Origin of the sequence: Pseudomonas frigoris, assembly GCF_047758635.1 — a bacterium.
Taxonomy (GTDB): domain Bacteria; phylum Pseudomonadota; class Gammaproteobacteria; order Pseudomonadales; family Pseudomonadaceae; genus Aquipseudomonas; species Aquipseudomonas frigoris.
In genome coordinates, this window is record NZ_CP180479.1 from 6,715,648 (window position 1) to 6,732,431 (window position 16,784).

Below are 16,784 nucleotides of genomic sequence, written 5' to 3' on the forward strand. Positions count from 1 at the left end.
TGCGCAGCCGATCGCGAGCAAGCTCGCTCCCACAGGGATCTTTGGCGTTTACAAAACCACTGTGGGAGCGAGCTTGCTCGCGATGGGGGCCCTGCGGTTACAAGGTTTTTTCGAAGATCTTCGAATTACGCTGATAGTTGTACAGCGACGCCCGCGCCGACGGCAGACGCTCTACGCTGCTCGGCACAAACCCACGCTCGCGAAACCAGTGAGCGGTCCGGGTCGTCAGTACGAACAAGGTTTTCAGCCCCTGCGCCCGGGCGCGGGTTTCGATGCGCTCCAGCAACTCGTCACCACGACCGCCATGGCGGTATTCCGGGTTCACCGCCAGACACGCCAACTCCCCCGCATCCGAATCAGCAATCTGATACAGCGCCGCACAGGCGATGATCATGCCTTCGCGCTCGACCACACTGAACTGCTCGATCTCACGCTCCAGCACCTCGCGGGAACGCCGCACCAGAATGCCCTGCTCTTCCAGCGGGCTGATCAAATCCAGCAAACCACCGACATCTTCGATCGCCGCTTCGCGCACAACCTCGAACTGCTCCTGGGCCACCAGCGTACCGCCACCGTCGCGGGTGAACAGTTCAGTCAGCAGCGCGCCGTCTTCGGCGTAGCTGACGATATGACTGCGAGCCACACCGCCGCGGCAGGCCTCAGCGGCCGCATCCAACAGCTCAGCCTGATAGTTGCTGCCCAGACGCTGCAGATGCGCCGGCACTTGTTGCGGACGCAACTCACGAACCAGACGACCGTGTTCATCGATCAGACCCAGGTCGGCGCCAAACAACAGCAACTTGTCCGCCCCCAGATCGATGGCCGCGCGGGTGGCGACGTCTTCGCAGGCGAGGTTGAAAATCTCACCGGTCGGCGAGTAACCCAGTGGCGACAACAGCACGATGGAACGCTCATCCAGCAGGCGATTGATGCCCTTGCGGTCAACCCGACGCACTTCGCCGGTGTGGTGATAGTCGACGCCTTCCAGCACGCCAATCGGCCGCGCGGTTACCAGGTTGCCGCTAGCCACCCGCAGACGCGAGCCCTGCATCGGCGATGAAGCCATGTCCATGGACAGCCGCGCTTCGATGGCGATACGCAGCTGGCCAACCGCATCGATCACACACTCCAGCGTCGCGGCATCGGTGATGCGCATCCCGTGGTGGTAATGCGGGGTCAGGCCGCGCGCAGCGAGGCGGGTTTCAATTTGCGGACGGGAACCGTGAACCAGCACCAGTCGCACGCCCAGGCTGTGCAACAGCACCAGGTCGTGGACGATATTGCCGAAGTTCGGGTGCTCCACGCCGTCGCCGGGCAGCATGACGACGAAGGTGCAATCGCGGTGGGCGTTGATGTAAGGCGAAGCATGACGAAGCCAATTAACGTATTCGGGCATGAACCTGGGCCTGTAATAAATAGCAGCCAAAAAATGGGCGAAACAGAAAACGCACAGCGGGCTGATGGTTATCGTCGGAACAGGCTTGGCGACACGCGCGCTCTCCTCATGAATACGGGTTGGGACATTGGCAATTTAACCGACATGTCTGTCATAGCACAGACCCTGTGGGAGCGGGCTTGCTCGCGAAGGCGGTGTGTCAGTCGCATCTGATGTGTCTGACACACCGCCTTCGCGAGCAAGCCCGCTCCCACATGGATTTGTGCTCAATTGACTGGCATTGGCGTTTTGGCCGGTGTCAGGCAGTAATATTCAATCAGTTGACGTAATAGATGCACCGTAGGCTGCAAACGTGACATTTCGAGGTATTCCCCCGGTTGGTGCGCACAGGCGATGTCGCCAGGGCCGAGCACCAGTGTTTCGCAGCCAAGACGCTGAAGATAAGGCGCTTCGGTGCCGAACGCCACTGCTTCGGCACGATGGCCGGTGAGCTTTTCCGCGACCCGGACCAATTCTGCATCCTCGGCCTGTTCGAACGGCGGCACTTCGGGGAACAGCGGCGCGTAATCGATCTTCACCTGATGCCGTTCGGCAACCGGGTTAAGCCTCTGCAAAATCTCCGCGCGCAGGGCTTTGGGGTCCATGCCCGGCAGAGGCCGCAGGTCGAACTCCAGCGAACACTGGCCACAAATGCGGTTGGGGTTATCGCCACCATGGATGCAGCCGAAATTCAGGGTCGGCGTCGGTACACCGAACTGCGGATTACGAAATTTGCGCTGCCACAACAGGCGCAAACCGCGCAGTTCACCGATGGCGTCGTGCATGGCTTCGAGGGCGCTGTGGCCGAGGCGTGGATCCGAGGAGTGGCCGCTCTGACCGAGGATGTCGATGCGCTCCATCATGATGCCTTTGTGCATGCGGATCGGCTTGAGCCCGGTCGGCTCGCCGATCACCGCCGCACGACCCAGCGGCCGCCCGGCTTCGGCCAAGGCGCGAGCACCGGACATTGAGCTTTCTTCATCACAGGTAGCAAGGATCAACAACGGTTGCTTGAACGGCTGATCGAGCAGAGGTATGACGGCTTCGATGGCCAGCGCGAAAAATCCCTTCATGTCGCAACTGCCCAGCCCGACCCAGCGGCCGTCGACTTCGGTCAGCTTCAGCGGATCGGTTTGCCACAACGCGCCATCGAACGGCACCGTGTCGCTGTGACCGGCCAGCACCAAGCCACCGGGGCCGGAACCAAAACTGGCCAGCAGGTTGAATTTTCCGGGGCTGACCTGCTGGATATCACAGGCAAAACCCAAATCACCGAGCCACGTTGCCAACAGGTCAATCACTGGACGGTTGGATTGATCGAGGCTGGCCTGCGTACAGCTGACGGACGGCGCAGCGATCAGCGCAGCGAATTGATCTTTCATGGACGGCAAAAGCATCGCTGACTCCCAACTCCCGACTTGAACCCCATCATAGAACCATCTGGCGACAGGAATAAACCGGCGCGGCGCGTAGGTTTGGTCAGTGCTGTACACTGCACGACCTTGGCAGCCACACATTCCCCCGGCTGCGCTCCCGATCCTGGATTTTCCGGCCATGCAGAAAGAAACCGAAATCAAACTCCGCGTCAGCCGAGAAACCCTCGCTGCCCTGCGCGAGCACCCGCTCCTGAAAAAACGCAACAAAAGTGGCTGGGAACGCCGTGAGTTGATGAACCAGTACTTCGACACGCCTGAGCGCGACCTGGCCCGCGCCAAGGTTGCCCTGCGCCTGCGCCGCGATGGTGAAGAAGTGATTCAGACCCTCAAGACCCGCGGCCAGAGCGTCGCCGGTTTGTCCGAGCGTAACGAATACGACTGGAACCTGCCCAAAGCCAAGCTCGACGTGAAGAAACTCGACGGCGAATGCTGGCCTGAAGAGTTGGCCGAGCTGGACAAGAAAACCCTGAAGCCGATCTTCACCACCGATTTCGTCCGCGAACGCGCTGAAATCGCCTGGGGCCGTGGCAAGACCAAAGTGGTCATCGAAGCCGCGCTGGATCTGGGTCACGTGATCGTGGGCAAGCAGAAAGAAGAAATCTGCGAGCTGGAACTTGAACTGCGCGAAGGCGAGCCGGCCGCCCTGCTGGAACTGGCCGCCGAACTGGCCGCGACCCTGGCCCTGATGCCATGTGACATCAGCAAGGCCGAGCGCGGTTATCGCCTGTACGACGCCAACAGCTACTCGTTGAGCCTGCCGGCGCCACAGATCACCGCCGAAACCCCGCTGGACGACGCTTTTGCCGCGCTGAGCTGGCACTTGCTGAGCAGCAGCCAGCGTCTCGCCGAGCAGTATCGCTTCAATGGTCACTGGCGCCTGTTGCTGGACTGGGTCGAAAACCTGGCTGAGTTGCGCGCGCTGCTTAGCAGCCTGGGTCAAGCCGCACCGCGTCAGTCGACGCACGATCTGCGCGTCGCGCTGGATGCCTTGCTCGAAGACTGGCGTCCGCTGGTGCAAGCCGGTGTCGACGACGAAGACGTACGCAAAGCCGCGCCGGAGCAGTTCCTCGAAGAACTGGAAGACCCGCGTTGGGGCCTGTTCTCGCTGAACACTTCGCGCTGGTTGCTGGCCCGCACCTGGGCTGCCGATCGCAACGTCCGCGGCAATCGCCAGGGCGCTGCGCAATTGGGTAGCTGGCTGCCGCGTTTGCTGGGTGAAGAAGCGACTTCCCTGCAACTGCAGCGTTACCAGCAACAACCGGAAGACCTGGCCGAGCAACTGCCGCGCATCGAGCGCATCCAGGCTTGGCTGCACCACGCCCGCAGCGTGCTGGACATCCCGGAAATGGATCGCTTGTACGGTGAGCTGAAACAGCTTGCTCAATTGGCGAACGAGCCGATCACCGATGAATCGCTGGATGCGCGCAAGCAGCAGGCGATTGCGGTGTATCAGAATCGTGCGTGGAAGATGCTGCTGCGTATGTAATACCGCCATCGCGAGCAAGCTCGCTCCCACATTAGACCGCGTCCATTCAGACAACTCGGTTAACTGTGGGAGCGAGCTTGCTCGCGATGAGGCCTGCACATCCACCGCAAAAACATCAGACCGGCAAACTCGTCGTGGATTTGATTTCCGATAACGCCACGATCGAGTTCACCTCTTGAATCCCCGGCACCATCGACAGCTTCTCGAAGAAGAACCGTTCGTACGCCTCAATGTCCGCCGTAACAATCCTCAGCAAGAAATCCACCGACCCCATCAGCACATAACACTCCAGCACTTCGGGAAAGCCGCGAATTGCCTCGGTGAATTCGGTGAAGTTCGAACGCCCGTGAGCGTTGAGTTTGATTTCGGCGAAGATCTGCGTGTTAAGCCCGATTTTCTTCCGGTCGAGCAAGGTCACCTGCCCGCGAATGATCCCCTCCTCCTTCATCCGCTGTATCCGCCGCCAGCACGGCGATTGCGAAAGCCCCACCTGCTCGGCGATCTGCGCGCTGGAGAGCGAAGCGTCCTCTTGCAGCAACGCCAGAATCTTGCGGTCGTAGCCATCCAGCTCGCTATGCATAAAAAAACCTTTAATTGATAACTTACCGAATCAAGCAATTCAAACAATCGCCAATAAGCCCAATCATAGATAAGAAATGCCCGGCACCGAATGTAAAAATTCCTCCAGTGATTTTGGAGACAGACCATGCCGCATCTAGAAGCCGTGAACACCCCGCACACCCGCGCCGATGTCTGGAACGTCAGCAACGCCCACTGCCGTGTTCATTACCAACTGTTGGCCGAGGCCGAACCGGACCTGCTGTGCCGGGCGCTCAACCTGTTCGCTTTGCAGTTTCTGACGCCGCAACAGGTCAACGTGCAGCGGATGGACGATCTGCTGTCGATTGACATCGTGATAGACGGCCTGAGCTGGCACCGTGCCCAAGTGATCGCGGAAAAATTTCGTAACCTGATCAGCGTCTGTTCGGTTGATCTGCAAGCGGTTGATTGCGTATGGAATGAACCGGCTCAGGCGGCGGGCTGAAAAAACTCGACACGGCTTCGTCGGGTAGTGGCCCAACGGTCTGCGGCTCCGCGACTATCCTTTGCGAACTGTTGTTCATGAGGAGCCCGCATGTCCGTTCAACTTGCCATTCAGGACCGCTGGCTGGATCTCAATGATTTGCTGCGTGAACTGGTCGCCCAAGGCTTTATCAGCCAGGACTCGGCCGAGCACGCGCTCAATGCCCGACGCCGTCACGCTGCCAATAGCCAGATGCACCCGCTGGAATTCATCGCCAGCCAACACCTGGACGACCTTAGCCGTCCCGGTAAACACCTCGACCTGGAAAGCCTGACCCTGTGGCTGTCACAGCAGGCCGGTCAGCCTTATCTGCGTATCGACCCGCTGAAAATCAACGTTGCAGCGATTACGCCGCTGATGTCCTACGCCTTCGCCCAGCGCCACAAGATTCTTGCGGTGTCTATCGACCGCGACGCCGTCACCGTGGCCAGCGCCCAGCCCTACGTCACCGGCTGGGAAGCCGACCTGACCCATGTGCTGAAACTGCCGATCAAGCGTGTGGTCGCCAACCCGGTCGACATCCAGCGCTTCAGCGTGGAGTTTTTCCGCCTGGCCAAATCGGTCAGCGGCGCGACCAACGCCGATCAGCAGATGAACACCCTGGGCAATTTCGAGCAGCTGCTCAACCTCGGCGCCAGCGACCAGGAGCCGGACGCCAACGACGCGCACATCGTCAACATCGTCGACTGGTTGTTCCAGTACGCGTTCCAGCAACGGGCCAGCGATATCCACATCGAACCCCGGCGCGAACAAGGCACGGTGCGCTTTCGCATCGACGGCGTGCTGCACAACGTCTATCAATTCCCACCGCAAGTGACCATGGCCATCGTCAGCCGCCTGAAAAGCCTCGGGCGGATGAACGTCGCGGAAAAACGCAAACCCCAGGACGGCCGAGTCAAGACCAAAACCCCGGACGGTGGCGAAGTCGAGCTGCGGCTGTCGACATTGCCGACCGCATTCGGTGAAAAAATGGTCATGCGGATCTTCGACCCGGAGGTACTGCTCAAGGACTTTGATCAGTTGGGCTTCTCCGCCGAAGACCTGCGCCGCTGGCAAGACATGACGAGCCAGCCCAACGGCATCATTCTGGTCACCGGCCCGACCGGTTCCGGCAAGACCACCACGCTGTACACCACGCTAAAGAAACTGGCGACGCCGGAGGTCAACCTCTGCACCATCGAAGACCCGATCGAAATGGTCGAGCCGGCGTTCAACCAGATGCAAGTTCAGCACAACATCGACCTGACCTTCGCCGCCGGTGTGCGCGCGCTGATGCGACAGGACCCGGACATCATCATGATCGGTGAGATCCGTGATCTGGAAACAGCTGAAATGGCGATCCAGGCCGCGCTCACTGGCCACTTGGTGCTGTCGACGCTGCACACCAACGATGCGCCGAGCGCGATCAGCCGCTTGCTGGAACTGGGTGTGCCGCATTACCTGATCAAAGCCACGGTACTCGGCGTCATGGCCCAGCGCCTGGTCCGCACCTTGTGCCCGCATTGCAAGGCGCCGCTGACCCTGGGTGAAGAAGATTGGCAAACCTTGACCCGGCCCTGGCAGGCACCGTTGCCGAACAACGCACATCGCGCCATCGGTTGCCTGGAATGCCGCGATACCGGTTACCGCGGCCGCGCCGGGGTCTATGAAATCATGCAGCTGACGGACGGCGTCAAAGCACTGATCAATCCCGACACCGATTTGCTGGCCGTGCGGCGTCAGGCCTTCAAGGAAGGCATGCGCAGTTTGCGGTTGTCGGGGGCGCAAAAAGTGGCGGCGGGTTTGACGACGATTGAGGAGGTGCTGCGAGTAACGCCGCAGAGCGAGCAAAGGTAGGCGCGGTCGTCATGGAACTCGATTGGGGGATTGGCAATCAAACGCCGTAGTTAACCCAGTGGAGTCACCCAATATGCGTCTCAAACTTGCTGTCGCTACCATCGCCTTGTTGTCCCTTCCTGTCGGTTCGGCGATGGCCGATAGCTTTTGGCGTAACGTCATCTCGTCCGGTGCGACTACCGGTTCGACCTACCTGACTTTCAAGGATCACAAGCTGATCGTTGCCGCCCAAGACGATGCCGGCAGCTTTGTCGCCAGTGACGGCGGCATTCGCGGTCCATACCTGGAGGCCGCGATGCAGAAAGTCCGCGCTGACAACCCTGGCCTGCAGGCCACGGACATGGAACTGGCGAACGCGATCCTGGCGAAGAATGCCGTCGCCTCGGAATAAGGTTTACTGCTGAACAAAAATGCCGCTCCCATGAGCGGCATTTTTTATGCCCCAACACAAGACCCTGTGGGAGCGGGCTTGCTCGCGAAAGCGGTATGTCAGTCGACATCAGTTTTGAATGTTGAACCGCTTTCGCGAGCAAGCCCGCTCCCACATTGGATTTGTGTTGCCCTGCAGATCAGCGGTAATCGTCTACCGGGACACATGCACAGAATAGATTGCGGTCACCGTAAACATTGTCCACCCGGTTCACCACCGGCCAGTACTTATGCGCCTTGGTATGAGCATCCGGCGTAACCGCCTGCTCGATACTGTAGGGCCGTTCCCAGACCCCGGTGATATCCGCCAGGGTATGCGGCGAACGTTTCAGCGGGTTGTCATCGGCCGGCCAGTTGCCGTTCTGCACCTCGGTGATTTCCGCGCGGATACTCAGCATCGCTCCAATAAACCGGTCCAGCTCTGCCTTCGATTCACTTTCGGTCGGTTCGACCATCAACGTCCCCGGCACCGGGAACGACATGGTCGGTGCATGGAACCCGTAATCCATCAGCCGCTTGGCGACGTCCTCCTCGCTGATCCCGGTCAGCGCCTTGAGTGGCCGCAGGTCAAGAATGCATTCGTGAGCCACCCGCTCATTGCGCCCGGTGTAAAGCACCGGAAACGCCCCGGACAAGTGCTGCGCCAGGTAATTCGCGGCGAGGATCGCCACCTCACTGGCATCCGCCAATTGCGGCCCCATCATCGCGATGTACATCCAGCTGATCGGCAGAATGCTCGCGCTGCCCCAAGGCGCCGCGCTGACTGCGCCGTTTTGCGCCAGCGGCCCGTCAATCGGCATCACCGGGTGATTGGCCACGAACGGCGCCAGATGCGCCCGCACACCAATCGGCCCCATGCCCGGCCCGCCGCCACCATGTGGAATGCAGAAGGTCTTGTGCAGGTTCATGTGGGACACGTCGGCGCCGATGTCCGCCGGGCGCGCCAGTCCGACCTGGGCGTTGAGGTTGGCGCCATCCATGTACACCTGGCCGCCGTGGCTGTGGATAACTTCGCAGATTTCGCTGATGCCTTCCTCGTACACGCCGTGGGTCGAAGGATACGTCGCCATCAGGCAGGCGAGTTTGTCTCCGGCCTCTGCGGCTTTGCCTTTGAGGTCATCCAGATCAACGTTGCCCGCCTCGTCGCATTCGACGATCACCACGCGCATCCCGGCCATCTGCGCCGAAGCCGGGTTGGTGCCGTGGGCCGAGGACGGGATCAGGCAGATATCCCGCGCGCCCTCATGACGACTCTCGTGATATTTACGAATCGCCAGCAACCCGGCGTACTCGCCTTGGGCCCCGGAGTTGGGCTGCATACAGATCGCGTCGAAACCGGTGATAGCGCAGAGCCAGCGCTCCAGTTCTTCGATCATCAGCGAATAACCCACCGCCTGCTCTTTCGGCACAAACGGGTGCAGGTTGGCGAACTGCGGCCACGTGATCGGGATCATCTCGCTGGTGGCATTGAGCTTCATGGTGCAGGAGCCCAGCGGGATCATCGATTGATTGAGCGCCAGGTCCTTGTTCTCCAGTTGCTTGAGGTAGCGCAGCATCTCGGTTTCGCTGTGATGGGCGCTGAACACCGGGTGACGCAGATAAGGCGAGGTACGCAGCAGACCTGCGGGAATGCCGCAAGCAAGGGTTTCAGCGTCCAGTTCGTCGACGTTGAGCCCATGATCAGAACCGAGGAACACATCAAACAACTTCGCGACGGTGGATTCGTCAGAGGTTTCGTCGAGGCTCAGCCCCAACTGCCCGCGCCCGAGAATACGCAGGTTGATCTGTGCAGCCTTGGCACTTTCGATGATTGCCGTCTGAGTGCCTCCGACCTCGAGCGTCAGCGTGTCGAAAAAGTGTGTGTTGAGGCGGGTGATTCCGTGGCGCTCCAGACCAGCGGCGAGGATGCTGGTCAGCCGATGGACGCGTTGGGCAATGCGTTTGAGCCCTTCCGGACCGTGGTAAACCGCATAGAAACTGGCAATGTTGGCCAGCAGCACCTGAGCGGTGCAAATGTTCGAGTTGGCTTTCTCCCGGCGAATATGTTGCTCGCGGGTTTGCAGGGCCATGCGCAGGGCGACGTTGCCGCGAGCGTCCTTCGACACGCCGATAATTCGCCCGGGAATCGCCCGTTTGTACTCATCGCGACTGGCAAAAAACGCCGCGTGAGGCCCACCGTAACCCATGGGCACGCCGAAACGCTGGGATGAACCGAACACTACGTCGGCGCCCAACTCCCCTGGCGGCATCAGTAACAGCAGACTCAGCAGGTCGGTGGCGACACATGCCAAGGCTTGCTGAGCATGCAGATGATCGATCAAGGGACGAAGATCGCGGATCTCACCGTGGGTGTCGGGATATTGCAGGAGCGCGCCGAACACCTGGTGCTGTTTCAAGTTATCCACAGTGTCGATGATGAGCTCGAAGCCGAATCCTTCTGCTCGGGTCTGTACCACGGAAATGGTCTGCGGATGACAGTTTTCGTCGACGAAGAACAGATTGCTTCTGGACTTGGCGACACGCTTGGCCAGTGCCATGGCTTCTGCCGCCGCCGTCGCTTCGTCCAGCAGCGAGGCGTTGGCCAGTTCCAGGCCGGTGAGGTCGATGGTCAATTGCTGGAAGTTCAGCAGCGCTTCGAGCCGCCCTTGGGCGATCTCTGGTTGATACGGCGTGTACGCGGTGTACCAACCGGGATTTTCCAGCACGTTGCGCACAATGACGGTCGGTGTGAGGGTGCCGTGGTAACCCATGCCGATCAGGCTGGTCCAGACCTGGTTTTGCTCGGCGTAACCGCGCAGTTTGGCCAGTGCGGCTTCTTCGTCGAGCGCGGGTGGCAGGTCGAGCGGCCTGTTCAGGCGGATTCCTGGCGGCACCGTCTGCTCGATCAACTCGACCCGGCTGCCGAGGCCGAGGCTGTCGAGCATCGCCTGTTGCTCGGCGGCATCGGGCCCGAGGTGGCGGCGAAGGAAGGCATTGGGGTCGCGTAACTGGCTCAAGGACGGCAACTGGGACATGACGGGCTCTCTCTTGACTGGCGCTCAACGTCGATGCAACACGGTCAAACCAGCATAGCAGTCGATACCTGGCGCCAACGGCCATTGCGGATCATCATGCTCGGCATGTGCCCAATGTCCGCTGATCAGGTAACTGTATTTATGAGCCAACTGCCTTTCCTGCCGTTCTCCAAACCCACCATCGACGAAGCCACGATTGCCGCTGTTGGCGACGTGTTGCGCTCGGGCTGGATTACCAGCGGCCCCAAGGTCCAGGCCTTTGAACAACAACTCTCGGAGTTTTTTGGCGGGCGCCCGGTACTCACTTTCAATTCCGGCACCTGCACCATGGAAATCGCCCTGCGCATTGCCGGGGTCGGACCGGGCGATGAAGTGATCACCACGCCGATTTCCTGGGTGGCCACCGCCAACGTCATTCTGGAAGTCGGCGCCACGCCGGTGTTTGCCGACATCGACCCGATTACCCGCAACATCAACCTGGATCAGCTGGAAGCGGCAATCACCCCGCGCACCAAAGCGATCATTCCGGTGTACCTCGCCGGTTTGCCGGTGGACATGAGCCGGTTGTATGCGATCGCCAAAAAACACGGATTGCGGATTGTCGAAGACGCCGCGCAAGCCTTGGGCTCGAGCTGGAACGGCCAACGCATTGGCTCGACCGGCGATTTCGTGTCCTTCAGTTTCCAGGCGAACAAGAACGTCACCTCGTCAGAGGGCGGTTGCCTTGTATTGAACAATGCCGAGGAAGTGCGACTGGGGCAAAAGTACCGTTTACAGGGCGTCACCCGCAGCGGCTTCGATGGTCTGGATGTCGATGTGCTGGGCGGCAAGTTCAACATGACCGATGTTGCGGCGGCCATCGGCCTTGGGCAATTTGCTCACATCGAAGCAATCACTGCTCATCGCCGTGAACTGGCCAGGCACTATTTCGCTTGTTTTGGCGAGGATTTCGAAGCGTTGTATGGGGCTCAACTACCCCCGGCGGATTTCGAGAACAGCAACTGGCATTTGTTTCAGTTGGTGCTGCCAGAGCGTAAGGATGGCCAACCGGCGCGGGCTACCTTCATGGAGCAGATGCAGGCACTGGGGGTTGGTATCGGCTATCACTACCCGCCGATCCACCTGCTGAGTCTTTATCGCGAGCGCGGGTTTAAGGAAGGGATGTTTCCGGTCGCCGAGCGGGTCGGTCGCCTGATTGTTTCGCTGCCGATGTTTACCGCCATGAGCAAAGCGGATGTTGAGCGTTCGGTGGCGGCGGTGAAAGCCGTTCTAAAGCCATAAAACCTGTGGGAGCGGGCTTGCTCGCGAAGGCGGTGTATCAGTCGAAATGAATGTTGACTGATACACCGCCTTCGCGAGCAAGTCGAATCGTCGCACCGCCGCTCCCACATGGATTTCGCAGGACGAAGATTACTCGCCGATAGCGGCTTTGTAGCCTGCTGCGTCGAGCAGCTTGTCCAGGTCAGCCGCGTTGCTTGGCTTGAGCTTGAAGATCCAGGCGCCGTACGGGTCGGAGTTGAGCAACTCAGGGTTAGCGCTCAGTTCTTCGTTGATGGCAATCACTTCACCGGCAACCGGGGAGTAGATGTCCGAAGCGGCTTTAACCGACTCCACCACACCGGATTGATCACCGGCAGCAAAGACTGTTCCGACTTCAGTCAATTCAACGAACACCACATCGCCCAAGGCTTCCTGAGCGTGATCGCTGATGCCCACGGTGACGCTGCCATCGGCTTCGAGACGGGCCCACTCATGACTTTCGGCAAAACGCAGGTCGGCAGGAATATCGCTCATGTTCTGTGTCCTCAAGAGAATTGTCAGCGGTCGTTGCCCGCCAGAAAAGGTTAGATCAAGGTTTTGCCATGGCGTACGAAGGTCGGTTTGACCACTCGGACCGGGTACCACTTGCCACGGATTTCCACTTCTGCGCGGTCGGCAGTTGCCATCGGCACGCGCGCCAGTGCTATCGACTTGCTAAGCGTAGGAGAGAAACTACCACTGGTGATCTCCCCTTCGCCAACATTGGCGATGCGGACCACTTGATGAGCGCGCAAAACCCCACGCTCCTCAAGGACCAGACCGACCAGTTTGTGCTGCACGCCACCCGCCCGTTCGGCTTCAAGAGCGCTGCGACCGATGAACTGGCGAGTAGCCGGTTCCCAGGCAATGCTCCAGGCCATGTTGGAGGCCAGTGGTGATACGTCTTGATGAATGTCCTGACCGTAGAGGTTCATGCCGGCTTCGACCCGCAGAGTATCGCGCGCCCCGAGGCCGATCGGCGAGATGCCCGCGCCCACCAGATCGTTGAAGAATCCTGGCGCTTGACTGGCCGGCAGAACGATTTCCAGGCCATCTTCGCCGGTGTAACCCGTACGCGCGATGAACCAGTCACCATCAGCCTGGCCTTCGAAGGGCTTGAGCATCTGAATCAGGTTGCCGCGGGACTGGGTCACCAGTTCGGAGATTTTGTGCCGGGCCTGGGGGCCTTGAATGGCCAGCATCGCCAGCTCGGAGCGCTCGTTGAGCCGCAGATCGAAACCATCGATATGGGCCTGCATCCAGGCGAGGTCCTGATTACGGGTGGAGGCGTTGACCACCAGCCGATAACCTTCGTCGAGACGGTAGACGATCATGTCGTCGACGATGCCGCCGCGCTCGTTGAGCATGGTGCTGTACAAGGCACGGCCAGGGCTGTGCAGACGTTCGACGTCATTGGCCAGCAAATGCTGGAGCCAGGCCTTGGCCTGAGGGCCGCTGACATCGATCACGGTCATGTGGGATACATCGAAAACCCCGCAATCGCGACGCACCTGATGGTGTTCCTCGACCTGCGAGCCGTAATGCAAAGGCATATCCCAACCGCCAAAATCGACCATCTTCGCGCCGAGGGCGAGATGAAGGTCATACAGAGGCGTGCGCTGTCCCATGGGTTTCTCCTTCCGGGCGTGGCGAAGGTGCGGGCCGGTGCTGCACGGGGTGAAAGCCTTGAAATAGAAGGCTTTCAGCCGATTTCAGCTACCTGATCCGTAGGACGGACCGCACCGAATGCCGCGCATTGTAGCCTCAAGGTGTAGGACTGGCACCTAGGCGTTTCGATGCGCTGAACGTCGAATCAATCCGATGACCGGTAGCAGGCCGACCAAAACCAGAGTCAAGGCCGGCAAAGAGGCCCTCGCCCACTCGCCTTCGCTGGTCATTTCGAAGATGCGCACCGCCAGCGTGTCCCAGCCAAACGGGCGCATCAGAAGGGTCGCGGGCATTTCCTTGAGCACATCGACGAACACCAGCAACGCAGCGCTCAACGTTCCTGGCAGCAATAACGGCAGATACACTTTGAAAAACAGTCGTGGCCCACTGACGCCAAGGCTACGTGCCGCTTCGGGCAAAGATGGCCGTATTCGCGCCAGACTGCTTTCCAGCGGCCCATAAGCCACCGCGATGAAGCGCACCAGATACGCCAGCAACAACGCCGAGAGGCTGCCCAGCAACAATGGCTTGCCGGCGCCCCCCAGCCAACCCGACAACGGGATTACCAGTTCGCGGTCCAGGTAACTGAACGCCAGCATGATCGACACCGCCAGCACCGAACCTGGCAAGGCGTAGCCGAGGTTGGCCAGGCTGATGCCGGTGCGGATCGCTCGGGTCGGAGCCAGACGCCGGGCAAACGCCAGCACTAAAGCAACACTGACGGTGATCAGCGCCGCCATGCCGCCCAGGTACAAGGTATGGACGATTAGCCCCGCGTAACGTTCATCCAGATCGAAACGCCCGCGCTGCCAGAACCACATCACCAGTTGAAGCACTGGAATGACGAAAGCGCAGGCGAACACCAAACCGCACCAACTCATGGCCGCCAGCGCTTTGAAACCGTGCAGGTGATACAGCGCCTTGACCCGTGGCCGTTCGTTGCTCGCCCGGTTGGCCCCGCGAGCACGGCGCTCGCCGTACAGCACAACCATCACCACCAGCAGCAACAGGCTGGCCAGTTGCGCGGCGGTGGAGAGGCTGAAAAATCCGTACCAGGTCTTGTAGATGGCGGTCGTGAACGTGTCGAAGTTGAACACCGACACCGCACCGAAATCCGCCAGCGTTTCCATCAGCGCCAGTGCCACGCCAGCGCCGATGGCCGGGCGCGCCATGGGCAAAGCGACTCGCCAGAACGCTTGCCACGGGGATTGCCCCAAGACTCGCGCCGCTTCCATCAAGCCTTTGCCCTGCGCCAGGAACGCAGTTCGCGCCAACAGATAAACATAGGGATAGAAGACCAGCACCAGCACCAGAACCACGCCGCCAGTGGAGCGCACGCGCGGCAGCCTCAAGCCCGAGCCGAACCATTCACGCAACAGGGTTTGCACGGGGCCTGCGAAATCCAACAGGCCGACGAAGACGAATGCCAGCACGTAGGCGGGAATGGCGAATGGCAGCATGAGCGCCCAGTCCAGCCAACGCCGACCGGGGAATTCGCAGAGGCTGGTGAGCCAGGCGAGGCTCACGCCCAAAAGCGTCACGCCGATACCGACACCGAGTACCAGGGTCAGGGTATTGCCCAGCAGGCGCGGCATCTGGGTATCCCAGAGGTGGGACCAGATCTGATGATCGATGGTTTGCCAGGACAACAGCAAAACGCTGAGTGGCAGCAGGACCAGCGCAGCGATGGCGAAGACCAGGGGATACCAGCGGCGTTGGGCGGGGTGGGCCAAGGAAAAGCTCTCTGAGGAAAATCAGCGAAATGTGCGTCATACGCAAAAAGATCGCAGCCTGCGGCAGCTCCTACCGGGTGTACATCATCCCAATGTAGGAGCTGCCGCACGCTGCGATCTTTTGATCTTTAAAGGTGCAGCGTCAGTTCCAGCCCGCCCGATCCATCATGCGAATCGCTTCAGCCTGACGCTTGCCGGCAATTTCCACAGGCAAGGTATCGGCGACAAACTTGCCCCAGCTCGCCACTTCTGCAGAAGGCTGAACCGCAGGGTTGGCCGGGAATTCCTGGTTCACGTCAGCAAAGATCTTCTGCGCTTCAGGTGTGGTCATCCATTCCACCAAGGCCTTGGCCGCTTCCGGGTGCGGAGCATGTTTGGTCAGGCCGATACCCGACAGGTTCACGTGCACGCCACGGTCGCTCTGGTTCGGCCAGAACAACTTCACCGCCAGGTCAGGCTTCTGCTTGTGCAGACGGCCGTAGTAGTACGTGTTGACGATACCGACGTCGCATTGACCCGCGTTGATGGCCTCCAGCACCGCGATGTCATCCGAGAATACGTCGGTGGACAGGTTACTCACCCAGCCCTTGAGAATCCTCTCGGTTTTGTCGGCGCCATGGACTTCGATCATGGTGGCAGTCAGTGACTGGTTGTAGACCTTCTTCGCTGTGCGCAGGCACAGGCGACCTTCCCAGTTCTTGTCGGCCAGACCTTCGTAGGTGGTCAACTCACCGGGTTTCACCCGATCGGTGGAGTAAGCGATGGTCCTCGCCCGCAGGCTCAAGCCAGTCCAGGCATGGGCGGATGAGCGGTATTGCAGCGGGATGTTGGCGTCGATCACCTTGGAAGTGAACGGTTGCAGGATGCCCATTTGCTCGGCCTGCCAGAGGTTGCCGGCATCGACGGTCAGCAGCAGATCCGCGGTGGCGTTCTCGCCCTCGGCCTTGATCCGCTGCATCAGCGGCGCTTCCTTGTCGGTGATGAACTTCACCTGCACGCCGGTTTTCGCGGTGTAGGCATCGAAGACCGGCTTGATCAGCTCGTCGATACGCGAGGAGTAAACCACCACCTCGTCAGCGGCCTGGGCTGCGGTGCTGCCAATCACGGTCAAGGCGAGTGCGGTCAGTAGACGCTTCGGTACCAACATGGGAGCGATCTCTCGATTGAAAAAGTGAGGCCAAATGATATGGACTCACATTTAGGTTCTCAATCGAACAGTTTGCGGAGGAGTTACCAGATGTTGCACAAGTTGGAATGTGTGGTGGATGTACCGACGTCTTCGCGAGCAAGCCCGCTCCCACAGTTGAAATGCATTCCCATGTGGGAGCGGGCTTGCTCGCGAAGAGGCCATCTGCCGCAATGAA

The 16,784-nt window shown here is 60.1% G+C and carries 13 protein-coding genes; 5 read left to right on the forward strand and 8 right to left on the reverse strand.

Annotated features, from left to right (window positions below):
* Positions 1–97: 97 nt before the first annotated feature.
* Complete coding sequence (gene argA / locus ACMXYH_RS31020; protein ID WP_134420805.1) at positions 98–1,396, reverse strand: amino-acid N-acetyltransferase; 1,299 nt, start codon at positions 1,394–1,396, stop codon at positions 98–100.
* Positions 1,397–1,662: 266 nt separating this feature from the next.
* Positions 1,663–2,832, reverse strand: a complete 1,170-nt coding sequence (gene argE / locus ACMXYH_RS31025) for an acetylornithine deacetylase (RefSeq protein WP_415765889.1) — start codon at positions 2,830–2,832, stop codon at positions 1,663–1,665.
* Positions 2,833–2,989: 157 nt separating this feature from the next.
* Between argE and ACMXYH_RS31030 the strand changes: the two genes are divergently transcribed.
* The gene (locus ACMXYH_RS31030) at positions 2,990–4,357 is read left to right on the forward strand and encodes an inorganic triphosphatase (RefSeq protein ID WP_129440168.1); all 1,368 of its coding nucleotides are present in this window, start codon (positions 2,990–2,992) and stop codon (positions 4,355–4,357) included.
* Between the two features lie 115 nt (positions 4,358–4,472).
* Here ACMXYH_RS31030 and ACMXYH_RS31035 read toward each other — a convergent pair whose 3' ends face one another.
* Complete coding sequence (locus ACMXYH_RS31035; RefSeq protein ID WP_046045137.1) at positions 4,473–4,937, reverse strand: Lrp/AsnC family transcriptional regulator; 465 nt, start codon at positions 4,935–4,937, stop codon at positions 4,473–4,475.
* Between the two features lie 126 nt (positions 4,938–5,063).
* Here ACMXYH_RS31035 and ACMXYH_RS31040 point away from each other — a divergent pair, with 126 nt between their 5' ends.
* The 3 genes from ACMXYH_RS31040 to ACMXYH_RS31050 all read left to right on the forward strand — a co-directional run bounded on the left by ACMXYH_RS31040 (position 5,064) and on the right by ACMXYH_RS31050 (position 7,668).
* The gene (locus tag ACMXYH_RS31040; RefSeq protein ID WP_129440166.1) at positions 5,064–5,402 is read left to right on the forward strand and encodes a hypothetical protein; all 339 of its coding nucleotides are present in this window, start codon (positions 5,064–5,066) and stop codon (positions 5,400–5,402) included.
* Between the two features lie 90 nt (positions 5,403–5,492).
* Positions 5,493–7,277 (forward strand): GspE/PulE family protein, encoded by a 1,785-nt coding sequence (locus ACMXYH_RS31045; protein ID WP_415765890.1) that lies wholly within the window; start codon positions 5,493–5,495, stop codon positions 7,275–7,277.
* Positions 7,278–7,350: 73 nt separating this feature from the next.
* On the forward strand, positions 7,351–7,668 hold the full coding sequence (locus ACMXYH_RS31050; protein ID WP_010466645.1) for a DUF2388 domain-containing protein: 318 nt from the start codon (positions 7,351–7,353) through the stop codon (positions 7,666–7,668).
* Between the two features lie 178 nt (positions 7,669–7,846).
* Here the strand turns inward: ACMXYH_RS31050 and gcvP are convergent, their stop codons facing one another.
* Positions 7,847–10,720, reverse strand: a complete 2,874-nt coding sequence (gene gcvP / locus ACMXYH_RS31055; protein ID WP_415765891.1) for an aminomethyl-transferring glycine dehydrogenase — start codon at positions 10,718–10,720, stop codon at positions 7,847–7,849.
* A 141-nt stretch (positions 10,721–10,861) separates the two neighbouring features.
* On the opposite strand from gcvP, the gene ACMXYH_RS31060 reads away from it, so the two are divergent.
* A complete protein-coding gene (locus ACMXYH_RS31060) occupies positions 10,862–12,001 on the forward strand; it encodes a DegT/DnrJ/EryC1/StrS family aminotransferase (RefSeq protein ID WP_415765892.1) in 1,140 nt (379 codons plus the stop codon).
* Between the two features lie 129 nt (positions 12,002–12,130).
* On the opposite strand, the gene gcvH is transcribed toward ACMXYH_RS31060, so the two are convergent.
* From gcvH to ACMXYH_RS31080, 4 genes are all read right to left on the reverse strand, one after another.
* Positions 12,131–12,514 carry a glycine cleavage system protein GcvH gene (gene gcvH / locus ACMXYH_RS31065; RefSeq protein ID WP_111448365.1) on the reverse strand — a complete coding sequence of 128 codons (384 nt, stop codon included), beginning with the start codon at positions 12,512–12,514 and terminating at the stop codon, positions 12,131–12,133.
* Positions 12,515–12,564: 50 nt separating this feature from the next.
* Positions 12,565–13,647, reverse strand: a complete 1,083-nt coding sequence (gene gcvT, locus ACMXYH_RS31070; RefSeq protein ID WP_415765893.1) for a glycine cleavage system aminomethyltransferase GcvT — start codon at positions 13,645–13,647, stop codon at positions 12,565–12,567.
* A gap of 156 nt (positions 13,648–13,803) precedes the next feature.
* Positions 13,804–15,420, reverse strand: coding sequence for an ABC transporter permease (locus tag ACMXYH_RS31075; RefSeq protein WP_415765895.1), 1,617 nt, complete (start codon positions 15,418–15,420; stop codon positions 13,804–13,806).
* A 142-nt stretch (positions 15,421–15,562) separates the two neighbouring features.
* A complete protein-coding gene (locus ACMXYH_RS31080) occupies positions 15,563–16,567 on the reverse strand; it encodes an extracellular solute-binding protein (protein WP_415765896.1) in 1,005 nt (334 codons plus the stop codon).
* Positions 16,568–16,784: the final 217 nt, after the last annotated feature.

Excerpts from the sequence above, each read along its gene's own strand:
- argA (WP_134420805.1), bottom strand. The coding sequence starts at position 1,396 with ATGCCCGAATACGTTAATTGGCTTCGTCATGCTTCGCCTTACATCAAC.
- argE (WP_415765889.1), bottom strand. The coding sequence starts at position 2,832 with ATGCTTTTGCCGTCCATGAAAGATCAATTCGCTGCGCTGATCGCTGCG.
- ACMXYH_RS31030 (WP_129440168.1), top strand. The coding sequence starts at position 2,990 with ATGCAGAAAGAAACCGAAATCAAACTCCGCGTCAGCCGAGAAACCCTC.
- ACMXYH_RS31035 (WP_046045137.1), bottom strand. The coding sequence starts at position 4,937 with ATGCATAGCGAGCTGGATGGCTACGACCGCAAGATTCTGGCGTTGCTG.
- ACMXYH_RS31040 (WP_129440166.1), top strand. The coding sequence starts at position 5,064 with ATGCCGCATCTAGAAGCCGTGAACACCCCGCACACCCGCGCCGATGTC.
- ACMXYH_RS31045 (WP_415765890.1), top strand. The coding sequence starts at position 5,493 with ATGTCCGTTCAACTTGCCATTCAGGACCGCTGGCTGGATCTCAATGAT.
- ACMXYH_RS31050 (WP_010466645.1), top strand. The coding sequence starts at position 7,351 with ATGCGTCTCAAACTTGCTGTCGCTACCATCGCCTTGTTGTCCCTTCCT.
- gcvP (WP_415765891.1), bottom strand. The coding sequence starts at position 10,720 with ATGTCCCAGTTGCCGTCCTTGAGCCAGTTACGCGACCCCAATGCCTTC.
- ACMXYH_RS31060 (WP_415765892.1), top strand. The coding sequence starts at position 10,862 with ATGAGCCAACTGCCTTTCCTGCCGTTCTCCAAACCCACCATCGACGAA.
- gcvH (WP_111448365.1), bottom strand. The coding sequence starts at position 12,514 with ATGAGCGATATTCCTGCCGACCTGCGTTTTGCCGAAAGTCATGAGTGG.
- gcvT (WP_415765893.1), bottom strand. The coding sequence starts at position 13,647 with ATGGGACAGCGCACGCCTCTGTATGACCTTCATCTCGCCCTCGGCGCG.
- ACMXYH_RS31080 (WP_415765896.1), bottom strand. The coding sequence starts at position 16,567 with ATGTTGGTACCGAAGCGTCTACTGACCGCACTCGCCTTGACCGTGATT.